Source organism: Streptomyces sp. NPDC087310 (genome assembly GCF_044744405.1).
Lineage (GTDB): Bacteria > Actinomycetota > Actinomycetes > Streptomycetales > Streptomycetaceae > Streptomyces.
In genome coordinates this window covers 737990-753196 of record NZ_JBIUYF010000002.1, presented here as the reverse complement: position 1 = coordinate 753196, position 15207 = coordinate 737990, and the positions used below count along the sequence as shown (strand labels likewise).

At 71.0% G+C, this 15207-nt stretch carries 12 protein-coding genes and 1 pseudogene; 4 read left to right on the top strand and 9 right to left on the bottom strand.

Features of this window, described 5'->3' with window-relative positions; all coding sequences use genetic code 11:
• Positions 1-77: 77 nt before the first annotated feature.
• The 4 genes from ACIO3P_RS09070 to ACIO3P_RS09055 form a co-directional block, all read right to left on the bottom strand.
• Positions 78-773 (bottom strand): 2OG-Fe dioxygenase family protein, encoded by a 696-nt coding sequence (locus ACIO3P_RS09070; RefSeq protein ID WP_401848353.1) that lies wholly within the window; start codon positions 771-773, stop codon positions 78-80.
• Complete coding sequence (locus ACIO3P_RS09065) at positions 770-2095, bottom strand: APC family permease (RefSeq protein ID WP_401848355.1); 1326 nt, start codon at positions 2093-2095, stop codon at positions 770-772. The genes ACIO3P_RS09070 and ACIO3P_RS09065 overlap by 4 nt, the downstream gene beginning before the upstream one ends.
• A gap of 294 nt (positions 2096-2389) precedes the next feature.
• On the bottom strand, positions 2390-3565 hold the full coding sequence (locus tag ACIO3P_RS09060) for a pyridoxal phosphate-dependent aminotransferase (RefSeq protein ID WP_329823624.1): 1176 nt from the start codon (positions 3563-3565) through the stop codon (positions 2390-2392).
• Entirely contained in the window at positions 3562-4473 is a 912-nt protein-coding gene (locus ACIO3P_RS09055; protein WP_401848358.1) for a 2-dehydropantoate 2-reductase, read from the bottom strand. The genes ACIO3P_RS09060 and ACIO3P_RS09055 overlap by 4 nt, the downstream gene beginning before the upstream one ends.
• Positions 4474-4580: 107 nt before the next feature.
• On the opposite strand from ACIO3P_RS09055, the gene ACIO3P_RS09050 reads away from it, so the two are divergent.
• On the top strand, positions 4581-5036 hold the full coding sequence (locus ACIO3P_RS09050) for an Lrp/AsnC family transcriptional regulator (protein ID WP_329823622.1): 456 nt from the start codon (positions 4581-4583) through the stop codon (positions 5034-5036).
• Between the two features lie 58 nt (positions 5037-5094).
• Here ACIO3P_RS09050 and ACIO3P_RS09045 read toward each other — a convergent pair whose 3' ends face one another.
• The 5 genes from ACIO3P_RS09045 to ACIO3P_RS09025 all read right to left on the bottom strand — a co-directional run bounded on the left by ACIO3P_RS09045 (position 5095) and on the right by ACIO3P_RS09025 (position 9771).
• Positions 5095-6228, bottom strand: a complete 1134-nt coding sequence (locus ACIO3P_RS09045) for an epoxide hydrolase family protein (protein WP_401848360.1) — start codon at positions 6226-6228, stop codon at positions 5095-5097.
• Positions 6229-6325: 97 nt separating this feature from the next.
• Positions 6326-6673, bottom strand: coding sequence for a TetR/AcrR family transcriptional regulator (locus ACIO3P_RS09040; RefSeq protein ID WP_401848363.1), 348 nt, complete (start codon positions 6671-6673; stop codon positions 6326-6328).
• 186 nt (positions 6674-6859) lie between these two features.
• The gene (locus ACIO3P_RS09035; RefSeq protein ID WP_329823619.1) at positions 6860-8389 is read right to left on the bottom strand and encodes a UDP-N-acetylglucosamine 1-carboxyvinyltransferase; all 1530 of its coding nucleotides are present in this window, start codon (positions 8387-8389) and stop codon (positions 6860-6862) included.
• Positions 8390-8575: 186 nt separating this feature from the next.
• Positions 8576-8884: a hypothetical protein gene (locus ACIO3P_RS09030; RefSeq protein ID WP_329823618.1), complete on the bottom strand. Its 309-nt coding sequence runs from the start codon at positions 8882-8884 to the stop codon at positions 8576-8578.
• Between the two features lie 230 nt (positions 8885-9114).
• The gene (locus ACIO3P_RS09025; protein ID WP_401848366.1) at positions 9115-9771 is read right to left on the bottom strand and encodes a class I SAM-dependent methyltransferase; all 657 of its coding nucleotides are present in this window, start codon (positions 9769-9771) and stop codon (positions 9115-9117) included.
• A 216-nt stretch (positions 9772-9987) separates the two neighbouring features.
• Here ACIO3P_RS09025 and ACIO3P_RS09020 point away from each other — a divergent pair.
• From ACIO3P_RS09020 to acnA, 3 genes and pseudogenes are all read left to right on the top strand, one after another.
• Positions 9988-10669 (top strand): annotated as a pseudogene (locus ACIO3P_RS09020) (SWIM zinc finger family protein); the annotation flags it as partial.
• A gap of 421 nt (positions 10670-11090) precedes the next feature.
• The gene (locus ACIO3P_RS09015) at positions 11091-12122 is read left to right on the top strand and encodes a hypothetical protein (RefSeq protein WP_401848368.1); all 1032 of its coding nucleotides are present in this window, start codon (positions 11091-11093) and stop codon (positions 12120-12122) included.
• Positions 12123-12347: 225 nt separating this feature from the next.
• A complete protein-coding gene (gene acnA / locus ACIO3P_RS09010) occupies positions 12348-15062 on the top strand; it encodes an aconitate hydratase AcnA (protein WP_329823608.1) in 2715 nt (904 codons plus the stop codon).
• Positions 15063-15207 lie beyond the last annotated feature (145 nt).

Below are 15207 nucleotides of genomic sequence, written 5' to 3'. Positions count from 1 at the left end.
ACGGGAGCCGGGACCGACGGGCCGCAGGTCCCCGCCGGTCCCGGCTCCCGTGCCGGGTACGGGTCGTCCGGCGCGGCTCAGGAGTCCGCGAGCGTACGGAGTTCGTACTCCTCGCCGTACTCACGGTGCGCCCAGCGGTTGAAGGCCACCACGCACAGATCGCGGAACCCGCCGCTGCCATCGGTGCACGCGATGTCGGTGGCGTGATGCCACATGGCGCTGTCGTCGAAGACCAGTGCCTGCCCCGGCTCCAGCGTGATCTCGAAGAAGGGCTCACCGCCGCCCGTCGGCAGCAACTGGCTGACGCCACCGGAGACGTTCTGCCGGCCGAGCACCGCGATCATGCTGAAGTCATGACCGTCGCGGTGCGGCCCTTCGGGCACCGCGACGCTCGTCTCCCCGGGGAAGGCGAGCAGCCGGTTCTGATGGACGTTCAGTTGCCAGCTCTCGTCCCGGTCGAGCTGGAGCGCGTCGGCTCCCGCGGTGATCAGCGGGGCGAGATCCACCCGGATCGGCTCGAAGTGCCGGCGCACACCACCGGCGAAGCCGTTGACCCGGGCGGACTGCACGAACGGCCGGTGCGGCAGCAGTTCGAGCGCCCAGCCGCCCTCGGTACCGGCCTCGGCCTCCATGCGGAACTGCGAGAACCGCCGGTGCCGCTGCCGGCCCCCGGCGTACGGATCGAGGGGCAGCGTCGCGTAGTCGGCGAGCGTGCCGGGCTCGGGCAGCGGCAGATCGATCACGCGGTGGAAGCGGTCCGGGGACGGTGTCATGGTGCCTCCTTGTCGAGGTCGCGCACGCGGGTGGAGCCGGGGGAGACCAGCCGGGGGACACCCCGGCTCACGAGCCACAGAACACAGCCCAGGCCGATCAGGACGCCCGTCCGCACGTACACATCGGCGGACCGCCCCACCAGAGGGCTCGCCAGACACAGACAGGTGAGGACCCCGATCACCGGAAGTGCGGTGGGCGCCCGGTAGTGCCGGTGGGCCACCGGATCCGCGCGCAGGACCAGCACGGTGGCGTTGAGCACGGCGAAGACCGTCAGCAGCAGGAGCACACTGGTGTCGCCGAGCCCTTCCAGCTCACCGGTGGAGACCAGGACCAGGCCGATCGCCGCGCTCAGCAGGATGCCGGTCACCGGGGTACGCCGTACCGGCAGCACCGTGCCGAGCGCACGCGGCAGGACCCCCTCCCGGGCCATGCCGTAACAGAGCCGTGAAGCCATCATGAGGTTGATCAGCGCCGAATTGCTCACGGCGCAGAGCGCCACCAGGGCGAACAGCCAGCCGGGGAAAGCGGATCCGGCCACCTCCATCACATGGAGCAACGGCGCCGACGAGCCGGAGAGTTCGCGGGCGGGCACGAGGACCGAGGACACGAGCGCGATCAGTACGTAGAGCAGGCCGGTCAGCGTCAGCCCGAGCAGGATGGCACGCGGATAGTCCCTGACCGGATCTCTCGCCTCCTCCGCCATGTTGACCGAGTCCTCAAAGCCCAGGAAGGAGAAGAACGCCAGGGCGGAGGCGGAGAGCAGCGCGGGCAGGAGCGCCTGGCCGGAGGGGGCCGCGAAATCGGTCAGCCGGGAGGGGTCCCCCGCTCCGCCGGCGACCGCCACCGCGCCGACGCCGAGGACGGCGAGCAGCCCCAGCACCTCGACGACGGTCAGTACGGTGTTGGCCTTGACCGATTCCGAGACACCCCGCAGACAGAGGACCGCGAGGCCGACGACGAACAGGAGCGCCACCAGCGTCGGGGACACCCGCACCAGTCGCTGCATGTAGTCGCCGCCGAAAGCGCGGGCGGCGGCGCTCATCGAGGCCAGCCCGGAGCAGTACACCATGAAGGCGATGAGGAACGTGACGAACGGCCGGCCGAAGGCACGCTGTACGTACACCGCGGCCCCGCCCGCACGCGGGTACTTCGTGACCAGCTCGGCGTACGAGACGGCGGTCAGCAGCCCCACCGCGTACGCCACCAGGAAGGGCAGCCACAGCGCTCCGCCGGAGCGCCCGGCGACCTTCCCCATCACGGCGTAGACGCCGGCGCCCAGGATGTCGCCCACGACGAAGAGGACGAGGGTGCGCCGCCCCATGACGCGTTTCAGACCACCCGGTCCGCTCTGTCCGCCCGGTCCTTCCCGCTCTCCCCGCCGCTCTTCCCGCTCTCCCGGCTCTTCCGGCTCTTCCCGCCCTCCGCCTCCCTCGGACCCTCCGGACCCGACAGCACCCACAGCGCTCCTCCTTCGTCGGCCGTGACCCGTGGTGGCTTCGGCACCAGGGGCTGAGACCGGCGCGGGCCGACGCGCCGTGGAGGTGATGACTTCCCCGGCCCGGGGCGGCCTAGCCGGGACGGGTCGGCGAAGTCCGGAACTGTACGGGTTCCGTCCTCACGTGAGCGCGGCCATGAAGGTCCCGAGCCGGGCGATGCCTTCCCGTAGCTCGTCCGTCGACGCCGCGTACGAGAGACGGACGTGGGTGTCGGCGGTGTGCGTGCCGAAATCCCGGCCCGGGGTGAGAGCGACCCCCGCCTCCTGGAGGGCGCGCTCGCAGAACTCCCAGGACGTGAGTCCGGTACGGCCGACGTCGAAGTAGACGTAGAACGCGCCGTCGGGCGGGACCGGGACCGGCAGCCCGATCCGGTCCAGGCCGTCGAGGACGAGCGCGCGCCGCTGGGCGAACTCGACGCGGCGGGCCTCGCCGACCGCCAGGGATTCCGGGGTGAAACAGGCCAGAGCCGCGTGCTGCGCGGGCGCCGAGGCGCAGAGGAAGTAGTTCTGGGCCAGACGCTCCATCGCCGGTACGAGCGCGTCCGGGACGACGCACCAGCCCAGCCGCCAGCCGGTCATGCCGAAGTACTTCGAGAAGCTGTTGACGACGATCGCGTCCGGGTCGTACGACAGGGCGCTCCGCGGCGGCCGGCCCCGGTCGTCGTGGTCGCTCAGGTCGAGATAGATCTCGTCGATGAGGCGCCACGCCCCGCGCTCGCGTGCGAGGCGGCAGATCGCCGCCAACTCCTCGGACGGAACCGAGGTGCCCGTCGGGTTGGACGGGGTGGCGACCATGACCCCGCGCGTGTTCTCCGTCCAACTCGCCCGCACCGACGCCGCGTCGAGCTGGAAACGGGTCTCGGCGGTGGTGGGCACGAGAGTGACGCGGGCGCCGAAGCTCTCCACGATCTGCCGGTTGCAGGGATACGACGGGTCGCCGATCACCACCTCGTCACCGGGGTCGACGAGCGCCGCGGCGGCCAGCACCAGCGCGGCCGAGGCCCCCGCGGTCACGACGACCCGGGAAGGGTCGACATCGACGCCGTGCCGGTCCCCGTAGAACCGCGCGATCGCCTGCCGCAACGCGGGGAGCCCGAGCGCCGCCGTGTACGTCAGGGGCCTGCCGTCCATGACCTCGCGCATCGCGGTCAGCACGGCCGGGGGCGCGCCGAAGTCCGGTTCGCCGATGCTGAGTTTGACGACACGGTGCCCCCGCGCCTCCAGAGCCGCGGCCTGCTTGCCGAACTCCATGGCGTAGAACGGGGACACGGCCTGGGCGCGTCGCGAGATCCTCATGCTCCGGCCTCCGGTTCGATCGCGGCGAGAAGGGCGAGAATGGACCGGTTGGCCGGGACGTCGATGCCATGGCGTTCGGCGGCCCGGACCACGGCTCCGGTGAGTGCGTCGTATTCGAGGGGCCGGCCGGCGAGGCGGTCCTCCCGCATCGAGGTGGTGCTGCCCTCGGGGACGTGCTGGAGCCAGTCGACGGCGCGGTCGATGTGCGCCTCGGTGAGCGCCGCGCCCTCCGCCCGGCCGGCCAGGACGGCTTCGGTCATGAGACGCCGGGCGACGCGCTCGATGCCGGGGTCGCGCATGACGTCGGCGCGCCGGCCGGTCAGGGCGGTCAGGGGATTCGCGGTGATGTTGGTGAGCAGCTTCGTCCACGCGACGGTCTTCAGGTCGGCCTCGGTGGAGGTACGCATTCCACCGGCCTCCAGCTCGGCGGCGAGGGCGGCGCCGGCCGCGTCGTCGGGCAGGGCGATGTCGAGCGCGCCGACCCGCCGGAGCCGCGCGCGTCCGGGCGCGGTGCGCTCGACGTTGAGATAGACGACGCTCGGCACGATGTGGGCCGGCCCCACATGGGGCAGGACGCGTTCGCGCTGCTCGACGCCGTTCTGCGCGACCAGCACCGTCGAGCCGGGCCGTGCGAGCGCGCGCAGCCACTCCGAGACCGCCGCGGTGTGGTGCGCCTTCACGGCGACGATCGCGGTGGTGTGCCCGGCGATCCCCGCCGGGTCGGTCACGTGCCGGACGGGCCAGGTCTCCGGTGTGCCGTCCTCGGTGACCTCGATCCGGTCGACGGGCTCGCGCCCACCGCAGACCGTGATCGACCGGCCTGCACGGGCGAGCGCGGAGGCCAGGGAGAGGCCGATGGCGCCCGCGCCGATGAGCGCCACGGGGGGTTCGTTCGCGGATGGTTTCATGTCGTCTTCCCGGTTGGATCCCTCTAGGAGGGAAGATAGGCGATTCACGCGCGAAGGTGTTGCCGTATTTCCCCTGGATTCCTCAGGCATCGAGGACAATATTCTCCATGGATAACGTGGACCGGAAGATTCTTGCCGAGCTGCAGATGGACGGCCGTCTGACGGTGACCGAGCTGGCCGCCCGTGTGAAGCTGAGCGTGTCGCCCTGCCACCGGCGCGTGCGCGACCTGGAACGGACGGGCGCGATCCGCGGCTACCGCGCCGTCGTGGACCCGGCCGCCGTCGGCCTGGACTTCGAGGCCCTGGTCTTCGCCACCCTGCGCTGGGAGGACCGCGACACCGTCGCCGCCTTCGAGCGGGCCGTGGAGGCGGTCCCGTACGTGGTGCAGGCCCAGCGCCTGTTCGGAGAGCCCGACTACCTGCTGCGCGTGGTGGCCGCCGATCTGCCGGCTTTCCAGCAGCTTTACGACGGGCAGTTGGCCACGCTGCCGGGCGTCCAGCGCCTGACCTCCACCATCGTCATGAAACACATCGTCGGCGACCGCCCGCTGCCGGCCCGCTGACCGGGCTCGTGCGCCGGTGGTCCGCCGTGACCGGACGGCACGCCGCCCGTTCCGGTGCTCACCGGTGTGCGCGGAAGAATTCGGTGAGGTCGTCCGCGAGGAGTCCGGGTTCCTCGTGGGCGGCGAAGTGCCCGCCACGGGGCATGAGGGTGTACCTGGTGACGTGGTACGTGCGCTCGGCCCAGCTCCGGGGCGGCCGGCTGAGGTCGGCCGGGAACAGGGCGACGGCGGTGGGTACGTCGACCCGCTCGACCCGCCTGGTCAGCCGCCGGGCGTAGGCGTAGTAGGGCTGGAACGAGGTCGAGATGGAGTGGGTGAACCAGTAGAGCGATGCCTGGGTGAGGAGGAAGTCGTCACTGAACCGGGACGACAGGTCCCCGCCGCAGTCGCTCCACGCGCGGTACTTCTCGACGATCCAGGCGAGCAGTCCGGTCGGCGAGTCGGCCAGCCCGTAGCTCAGTGTGAGAGGGCGGGTGCTCTGCTGGTGCATGTACGCGCCCTCCTCGGCGGACCACCCCGCGACGGAGTCGAGGTACGCCCGCTCCTCGGGGGTGACACCGGCGGCGTCGTAGGCGGGCGGGCCGGCGACCGCCGTCAGGTGGATGCCCACCACGGCCTCGGGATGGGCCTCGGCGAGCCGGGAGGTGATGCCGGCGCCCAGGTCTCCGCCGTGGGCGCCGTAGCGGGCGAAGCCGAGTTCGTGGTGCATGAGCCGGTGCCAGATCTCGTGGGTCTGCGGCGGCTCCGTGAGGGAGGGGCGCTGCGGTGAGAACGTGAATCCGGGCAGTGAGGGGACGATGACGGTGAACGCGTCGGCCGGGTCGCCTCCGTACCGCGACGGCGTGGCCAGTCGGCGGGCCAGGGCGGTCAGTTCGAGGAAGGAACTGGGCCACCCGTTGGTCAGGACGATCGGCAGGGCGCCGGGATGTTCGCCGTCGAAGCGGAGGTAGTGGACGGGCGTTCCGTCGATGTCCGCGTAGTGGGACGGCAGGGCGTTGATGGCGGCCTCGTGGACCCGCCAGTCGTAGGCGGACGCCCAGTGGGTGACGAGGCGTCTGAGCTCGCCGGGGTCGGTGCCGGCCTCCCACCCGTCGACGGGCCAGGGCGTCGGCCAGCGGGTGTGGAGGAGCCGTGAGCGCAGTTCGTCCAGCTCGGCATCGGTGACGGCGATCAGGGGCGGGTGGTGGGTCACGTAGGTCTCCGGAGGTCTCGTTCTCGCAGGACAGCGGTGCGTGCCTGAGCGATGCCGGAACGGGGGTGCCTGCCGGGGGCGGAGGCGGCCGTGCCCGTCACGACGGGTGCCGGCCCGCCGGGCCGAGCGTCCGGTCGATCGCGTCCCGCGTCGTCGCGCGCGACTTCGGCGCGGTCGTGAGCAGAGCATGCATGATCATCCCCTCCAGGAGCGCGTCCAGGCGCGCGGCGCTCTCCGGATCGGTGAAACGAGCCGGCACGCTGCGGCTCTCCTCCGTCCACGCCCGCGTCAGGACCCGCAGTTGGGGGTTGCGGAGCGCCGCCAGGCGCAGTTCGAAGCCGAGGACCGCACTGCGGTGCCTGGCAGGACCTCCGTGTACGAGATCGACCAGGACCTCGACGAATCGCTCACGCGTCGCGACCCCGACGAACAGCTCCTGGAACACCGCCGGCCGCTTTCTCGGCCGTGTCGCTTCCCGGAGGAGCCGCCGGCGGCGGTTCGATGCGCTGCATACGGACAAATGCACAAGCCGTAAGAACAGATGTACAAAGCGGTGGGTGACGGCACGGCACATGACCCGGGCGGGGCGCTGCCGTCGGCCTGGTCGCCCGACGGCCGCGCCATCGGCCGGTCAGATGTCGCGAAAGATCTCGATCTGCGCGCCCACCGAGTTGAGCCGTTCCGCCAGGTCCTCGTACCCCCGGTTGATGACATAGACGTTGCGCAGGACGGACGTGCCCTCCGCCGCCATCATCGCCAGCAGGACGACCACCGCGGGCCGCAGCGCGGGCGGGCACATCATCTCGGCGGCGCGCCAGCGGGTCGGGCCCTCCACCAGGACGCGGTGGGGGTCGAGGAGTTGGAGACGGCCGCCGAGGCGGTTGAGGTCCGTGAGGTAGATGGCGCGGTTGTCGTAGACCCAGTCGTGGATCAGTGTCTGGCCCTGGGCGACCGCCGCGATGGCCGCGAAGAACGGCACGTTGTCGATGTTGAGGCCGGGGAACGGCATCGGGTGGATCTTGTCGATCGGCGCCTCCAGCTTCGAGGGCCGTACGGTCAGATCCACCAGCCGGGTGCGGCCGTTGTCGGCGCAGTACTCGGTCGTACGGTCGTGGTCGAGGCCCATCTCCTCCAGCACCGCCAGCTCGATCTCCAGGAACTCGATCGGGACGCGGCGGATCGTGAGCTGGGACTCGGTGACCACGGCGGCGGCGATCAGGCTCATCGCCTCGACCGGGTCCTCGGAGGGGGAGTAGTCCACGTCCACGTCGATGGAGGGCACACCATGGACGGTCAGGGTGGTCGTGCCGATGCCGTCGACCCGTACGCCCAGCGCCTCCAGGAAGAAACAGAGGTCCTGGACCATGTAGTTGGACGAGGCGTTGCGGATGACGGTCGCGCCGTCGTGGCGCGCGGCGGCCAGCAGGGCGTTCTCGGTGACGGTGTCCCCGCGCTCGGTCAGCACGATCGGGCGGTCCGGCGAGACGGAGTGGTCCACCTGGGCGTGGTACAGCCCCTCGGTCGCCGCGATGTCGAGACCGAAGCGGCGCAGCGCGATCATGTGCGGCTCGATCGTGCGCGTACCGAGGTCGCAGCCGCCCGCGTACGGCAGCCGGAAGGCGTCCATCCGGTGCAGCAGCGGGCCGAGGAACATGATGATCGAGCGGGTGCGGCGGGCCGCCTCCGCGTCGATGGCCTCCATGTCCAGCTCGGCGGGCGGCACGATCTCCAGGTCCACGCCGTCGTTGATCCAGCGGGTGCGGACGCCGATGGAGTTCAGCACCTCCAGCAGCCGGAAGACCTCCTCGATGCGCGCCACCCGGCGCAGCACCGTACGCCCCTTGTTGAGCAGCGAGCCGCAGAGCAGCGCCACGCACGCGTTCTTGCTCGTCTTGACGTCGATGGCCCCGGAGAGCCGCCGCCCGCCGACCACGCGCAGATGCATCGGGCCCGCGTACCCGAGGGACACGATCTCGCTGTCGAGTGCCTCACCGATGCGCGCGATCATCTCAAGGCTGATGTTCTGGTTGCCGCGCTCGATGCGATTCACGGCGCTCTGGCTTGTGGCCAATGCGTCGGCGAGTTGGCTCTGTGTCCACCCCCGGTGCTGCCGGGCGTCACGGATGAGCTTGCCGATGCGTACGAGGTAGTCGTCTGCCATGGCGACAGGTTATCTCACATGTGAGATAACTGCCCTCCTGGGGTGGGCCGTCGGAGTGTCACCCGCCTCATCGTGCGGCCGACCGCACGATCCGGCCACCGGGGTGCGGCCGTACGGGTGAGGAGCCCCGTCGGTGAAGCGACAAGGACCCGACGAGGCTCCTGGGTGTTTGAAGTGAGGGCGAGGTCAGCCGCCGTACTCCTCGACGGCCCGGCGACGAGCCTCGCGCCGGCCCGCGTGGCGTTCCTTGCGGGCGTCGGCCTTGGCCCACCGCTGCCGCTCCTTGATGTGGGAGCGCGTCTTGCACCCCGAGCAGCAGGTGCCGCCGGACAGCAGCAGAGCGGCGGGGTCCTCCCACCGGCAGTGTGTGCCGGTGGCCTTCCGGGCCGGCTTCGGCGGTAGATCGCACACGCCGTGACGGTGATCGTGGACCGGCCGGGGGTCGTGCTCGGCATGGCGCACCCACAACGGCTTCGTCCTGTCCGTACGGGACATCTCGTTCCTTCCGGAACCGCCGCCCCGGCCCGGACCTTCCGGGTGGGCGGCTGGGTTCGCCACTTCACGGCGACCCCCTCCTTCCTCTGTCCGCGACCCCGACCGGGCCTGGCGCGGACGGCAGTTCAGGCGCTCTTCCACTCCCCATGTCTCCATGGAATCTGGAAAACCTGCAAGGGTACTGACCGGCACCGGTGGTGCACAAGAGCGTCGCCCCGGGACGAGGCCGCTCAGCGCTGCCGCCATACGAGCGTGTAGCGCCAGAACAGCCTGCGCCGCAGGCGTGCGCCGGGCAGGACCGCACGGGCCTCGCGGACGATGTCGGGGAAGCTCATGTCCGCCGGCCTGGTCGCGGCCGTCATCGAGACGGGACGCGGTGCGGTGCGCCCCCTGTTCCTGACCCAACCCGTGGCGGCGTTGAGCGGGGCGGCCACGGCTCCGAGCAGGTGGTCGCCGGGCGTCGTCGGGCGCGACAGTCCGAGAACCACGAGGGTTCCACCGGGCGCCAGATGGCGGCGGAAGGCGCTGAGCGCGTCGGTGAACGGCAGGTGGTGGATCGCGGCGACGCAGGTGATGACGTCGTAGGAGGCCCCGGGGATCCCGGTCGGCGCGTCCGCGGTCGTGAAGGTGACGGGAGCTGCCGCAGGGGTCAGTTCCCGGGCCCGGGCGGTGATCCGCGGGTCGGAGTCGACGCCGAGCACCGTGTCCGCGCGCGTGGCCAGGAGCCTGGCCAGGTCGCCGGCGCCGGAGCCGATGTCCAGGGCGCTGCCGAAGCGCCGGGGGAGCTGCCGCAGGATCCAGCGGTGGTAGTGGGCGTTGTGGTCCCACGGGTGGGCGGCGTTGAACCGCTCAAGGGCCACGAGGACGCGGTGCGGCAGTGTCGTCATGTCGTCACTCCGTCAGGATGCTCGTACCCGCCGACGAAGGTGTGCGTACGGGTGTATGTGGTGAAGCCCCCGGATTCGTGGAGCCGCACGGGCGCCATGCTGCCGACGGCTCCGTGCGCCATGCTGCCGGACGGCGCCCGACCGGGCAACGGAGGAGCACCCGGAGGCGAGCGGCTCACGCGACCCGATGTCAGTCCTCGGCCGTAGCGTGTGCGGGTGACCCAACTCGTGCAGAGCTACTCCTACTTGCGCCCTTCGGCCGTGCGCGATTCCACCGCCGGGCGCACGCTCGCGCTGGAGACGTCCGGCGGTGCCACCCCGGCAGGGGAGGCGGCCAACCCCTGTTTCTTCAGCGGGTCCCTGACCGCGCCGGAGCCTCGCTCGACCCGGTGGTGACGGCCGACGGTGACCGGCTGCGCCTGGAGTCCTTCTCCGGATGCTGCGGCGTCCACGCCCGGCTCGATGTCCTCGCGCCAGGTCTCGACAGTGACGGCATCGGGCACGGCACCACGAACGTGGACGTCAACCTGCCGCTGCGGCGGGCGCTGGCCGGGATCGGTGGGCTCGACCCCCTCCATCTGGCCGTCGGCCCGAGGAGTTGGCGGTCCGCACCGTCGACGGCGCGTTCGTGGAGAAGAAGGTCCCGCTGCCGGAGCGCCGGCTGCGCGGCTTCACCGAGGCCCAGGTTCTCGCGGCGGGCCTCGCCCCGCGGGCCGAGGTGCCCGCCGCGGAGGTGCCCGCCGCGGAGGTGCCCGCCGCGGAGGCGGCCGCCGTGCTGCGGGCGCTGCCCCGGCCCACCCACCGCACCGGTGCCCGCACCACACGCTGGGCGGTGCCCACGGGCCGCACCCTGCGCCCCACGACCAGACCGGCGCCGTGCGCCGTGCGCCTGCCGGGTATGCGCCTGTCGCCGCCGGGTGGCCACCTACGCCCAGGAGGTCCTGAACGGCGTGGACGAGGCCGGGCTGCTGGAGCCCGACGTGCGCACCGAGATGTGCGAACGCCTCCTGCTCCGCCCGGAGAAGAAGCTGGTCCGCGCTGAAGCCGGTCCTGCGCAAGGAACCGCTCGGCGTCCGACTGCGCCCATGCCGACGTGTACGACGTGGCCGCGGCGCTGCACGGCCGCGAGTCGAGGGAGTTCTCCTCCACCGTCCGCCTCAGGTACGACCGCTTCTCCCCGGCCGAGGAGAAGCTGAGGGCGCGCCTGGCCGGGGCCACCGGCAGCGCCGCCCGCGGCCGGGCCCGTCCGGAGAACCGTGCGCGGTCCGCCCGGCGTCCCTTCCGGGAACGGAACCGGAACGTACAGAAAGCTCGACCCCATGCGCACACAGCACACACAGCACGACCGTACGGTGCGACCGCCGAGCGGGACTGCGCAACGCGGCCCGGCCGCCACGACCTTCGCCGTCCTGCGGCTCCACCGGGGCGTTCTGGCGCGTGCGACGGCACGCGTCGTCGGCCTGTCCGGACTGGCCGGGCTGCTGATGACGGCCGCGATATTCGCGCTCGCCTGGCCCGTCTTCACCCGGATGCGGAACCAACGCATCTGGTACCACCACATCGAGGACCCCTACCTGCACGACCTCACCGACCTGGTCCTGGTCGCCCTCGGCACTCTCCCGCTCTTCCTGCTTCTCCTCGGCACCGGCGGCGCGGCCCTGCAGAGCGTGTGCTCGCGGGCGGTCGCGGCGGGGTCCCGCGCGCCCTCGCACGGGGACCGGTCGGGTGCCACGGCGCCCGCGCGGCTGCGATCGGTGCTCGCCGTGTACACGCTGCGCGGCCTGATCGTCTGGCCCCTGCCGCTGCTCGTCGCGTTCGTGGCGGACCGCCTCACCGGCCTCCATCTCGACACCGAGGAGCAGCTTCTGGAACGCGGAACGTGGCCCCACACACTCATCGAGGTCTCCCCGGTGGTGGCCGCGTTCGCCGCCGTGCTGCTGCGCCTCGCGCTGGCCCTCGCCCCGGCCGCCGCGGCGGAGGGCCTCGGCCCCCGCGCGGCTCTGCGCCGTTCCTGGTCCCTGACGCGGACGCGCGCCGGAGCGGCCCGCGTCCTGGCCCTCGCGCTCCCGCTGGCCGTGCTCACCGCCGGGGTGCTCCGGCTGGTGGTGCAGCTCGCCCTGCCGCTGCGGCCCCTTGTACGAACCCTCCTCGAACAGGCCACGGGTAACTTCTTCGCCGCGTACTACGCCGGCATCCTCGCTCCCGTCATCGTCGGCATCCTGGTCACCGCGGCCGTGACCCTCCCCGTCACGTTCACGGCCTTCGCGGTCCTCCAGGACCGGCTGCGGTCGCTCCGTACCTCTCCCCGAGGTGCCGGGGGCGAGAGGGACATGGCGGGCTCCGCCACCTGACGCGGGGCCTTCGCCGACACTTCGATGAAACAGCACGACCGGGCCTGGGCATGACCGAGCAGCGGTCATGTACTAGAGTTATCTCGACATCGAGATATCTGCCCGAAGGCGTACCGCGGCCGCCAGCCGGTAAGGGTTACCTAACTAAGCCTTACCTTAGCGGATCGGTGAGGAGCCGTGGCGGCAGCATGACGTAGTACGTGCACATTGATGAAGGAGACTGTCGTGTCGGCGAACAGCTTCGACGCCCGCAGCACGCTGCGCGTGGGCGACGAGTCGTACGAGATCTTCAAGCTGGACAAGGTCGAGGGCTCCGCACGCCTGCCTTACAGCCTGAAGGTGCTGCTGGAGAACCTGCTCCGTACCGAGGACGGCGCGAACATCACCGCCGATCACATCCGCTCCGTCGGCTCCTGGGACTCCCAGGCGCAGCCGAGCCAGGAGATCCAGTTCACGCCGGCCCGCGTGATCATGCAGGACTTCACCGGGGTGCCCTGTGTGGTGGACCTCGCCACCATGCGTGAGGCCGTGAAGGAGCTGGGCGGCGACCCGGCGAAGATCAACCCGCTGGCGCCGGCCGAGCTGGTCATCGACCACTCCGTCATCGCCGACAAGTTCGGTACGCACGAGGCGTTCGCGCAGAACGTCGAGCTGGAGTACGGCCGCAACCGCGAGCGCTACCAGTTCCTGCGCTGGGGCCAGACCGCCTTCGACGAGTTCAAGGTCGTCCCGCCGGGCACCGGCATCGTGCACCAGGTCAACATCGAGCACCTGGCCCGTACGGTCATGGTCCGTAACGGCCAGGCGTACCCCGACACCCTCGTCGGCACCGACTCGCACACCACCATGGTCAACGGCCTGGGCGTGCTGGGCTGGGGCGTCGGCGGCATCGAGGCCGAGGCCGCGATGCTCGGCCAGCCCGTCTCGATGCTCATCCCGCGCGTCGTCGGCTTCAAGCTGACCGGTGAGCTGCCCGCCGGCACCACCGCCACCGACCTGGTCCTCACGATCACCGAGATGCTGCGCAAGCACGGCGTCGTCGGCAAGTTCGTCGAGTTCTACGGGGAGGGCGTCGCCGCCACCTCCCTCGCCAACCGCGCCACCATCGGCAACATGTCGCCGGAGTTCGGCTCCACCGCCGCGATCTTCCCGATCGACGACGAGACGCTGAAGTACCTGCGCCTGACCGGCCGGGACGAGCAGCAGGTCGCCCTCGTCGAGGCGTACGCGAAGGAGCAGGGCCTCTGGCTCGACCCCGCCGCCGAGCCCGACTTCTCGGAGAAGTTGGAGCTGGACCTCTCCACGGTCGTCCCCTCCATCGCTGGCCCGAAGCGCCCCCAGGACCGCATCATCCTGGCCGAGGCCAAGGCGAAGTTCGCCGAGGACGTACGCAACTACGTCTCCGAGGACGAGGAGTCGGGCAAGGAGTCCTTCCCGGCCTCCGACGCCCCGGCCTCCGCCAACGGTGTGCCGACCCGCCCGACCCTGGTCACGGCCCCCGACGGCTCGACGTACGAGATCGACCACGGCGCCGTCACCGTCGCCGCGATCACCTCCTGCACCAACACGTCGAACCCGTACGTGATGGTGGCCGCCGCGCTCGTCGCGAAGAAGGCGGTGGAGAAGGGCCTCAGCCGCAAGCCGTGGGTCAAGACCACCCTGGCCCCGGGCTCGAAGGTCGTCACCGACTACTTCGACAAGGCGGGTCTCACCCCGTACCTCGACAAGGTCGGCTTCAACCTCGTCGGTTACGGCTGCACCACCTGCATCGGCAACTCGGGCCCGCTGCCCGAGGAGGTCTCCAAGGCGGTCAACGAGCACGACCTCGCGGTCACCTCGGTGCTCTCCGGCAACCGTAACTTCGAGGGCCGGATCAACCCCGACGTCAAGATGAACTACCTGGCGTCCCCGCCGCTGGTCGTCGCGTACGCCCTCGCCGGGTCGATGAAGGTGGACATCACCAAGGACGCCCTGGGCATCGACCAGGACGGCAAGCCGGTCTACCTCCAGGACATCTGGCCCACCGAGGCCGAGGTCAACGACGTCGTGGCCAACGCCATCGGCGAGGACATGTTCAACAAGTCCTACGCCGATGTCTTCGCGGGCGACGCCCAGTGGCAGGCGCTGCCGATCCCCACCGGCAACACCTTCGAGTGGGACCCGCAGTCCACCTACGTCCGTAAGCCCCCGTACTTCGAGGGCATGACGATGGAGACCACGCCGGTCGCGGACATCTCCGGCGCGCGCGTGCTGGCCAAGCTGGGCGACTCGGTCACCACCGACCACATCTCCCCGGCCGGCGCGATCAAGGCCGACACCCCGGCCGGCACGTACCTGACGGAGCACGGCGTCGAGCGCCGCGACTTCAACTCGTACGGTTCCCGGCGCGGCAACCACGAGGTCATGATCCGCGGCACGTTCGCCAACATCCGCCTGCGCAACCAGATCGCGCCGGGCACGGAGGGCGGCTACACCCGCGACTTCACGGTCGACGGCGCCCCGGTCTCGTTCATCTACGACGCCTCGCGCAACTACATCGAGCAGTCCATCCCGCTCGTCGTCCTGGCGGGCAAGGAGTACGGCTCGGGCTCGTCCCGCGACTGGGCCGCCAAGGGCACCGCGCTGCTCGGCGTGAAGGCCGTCATCGCCGAGTCGTACGAGCGCATCCACCGCTCGAACCTGATCGGCATGGGTGTTCTCCCGCTCCAGTACCCGGAGGGCGCCTCGGCGCAGTCCCTGGGCCTGACGGGCGAGGAGACCTTCTCCTTCACCGGCGTCACGGAGCTGAACAACGGCACCACCCCGCGCACGGTCAAGGTGACGACGGACACCGGCGTGGAGTTCGACGCGGTGGTCCGCATCGACACCCCGGGTGAGGCGGACTACTACCGCAACGGCGGCATCATGCAGTACGTGCTGCGCAGCCTGATCCGCAAGTAGGCCCCCGCGGCTCACGCCACGCCGTCACTCCACCAGGGCCGTGCCCCGTACGTATCCGTACGGGGCACGGCCCTCGGCGTTGGCGGGAACTTGCCCCTGCCGTACGTTGCTCTCCGTAATCAGCCGCATATACAATAGATAGCGG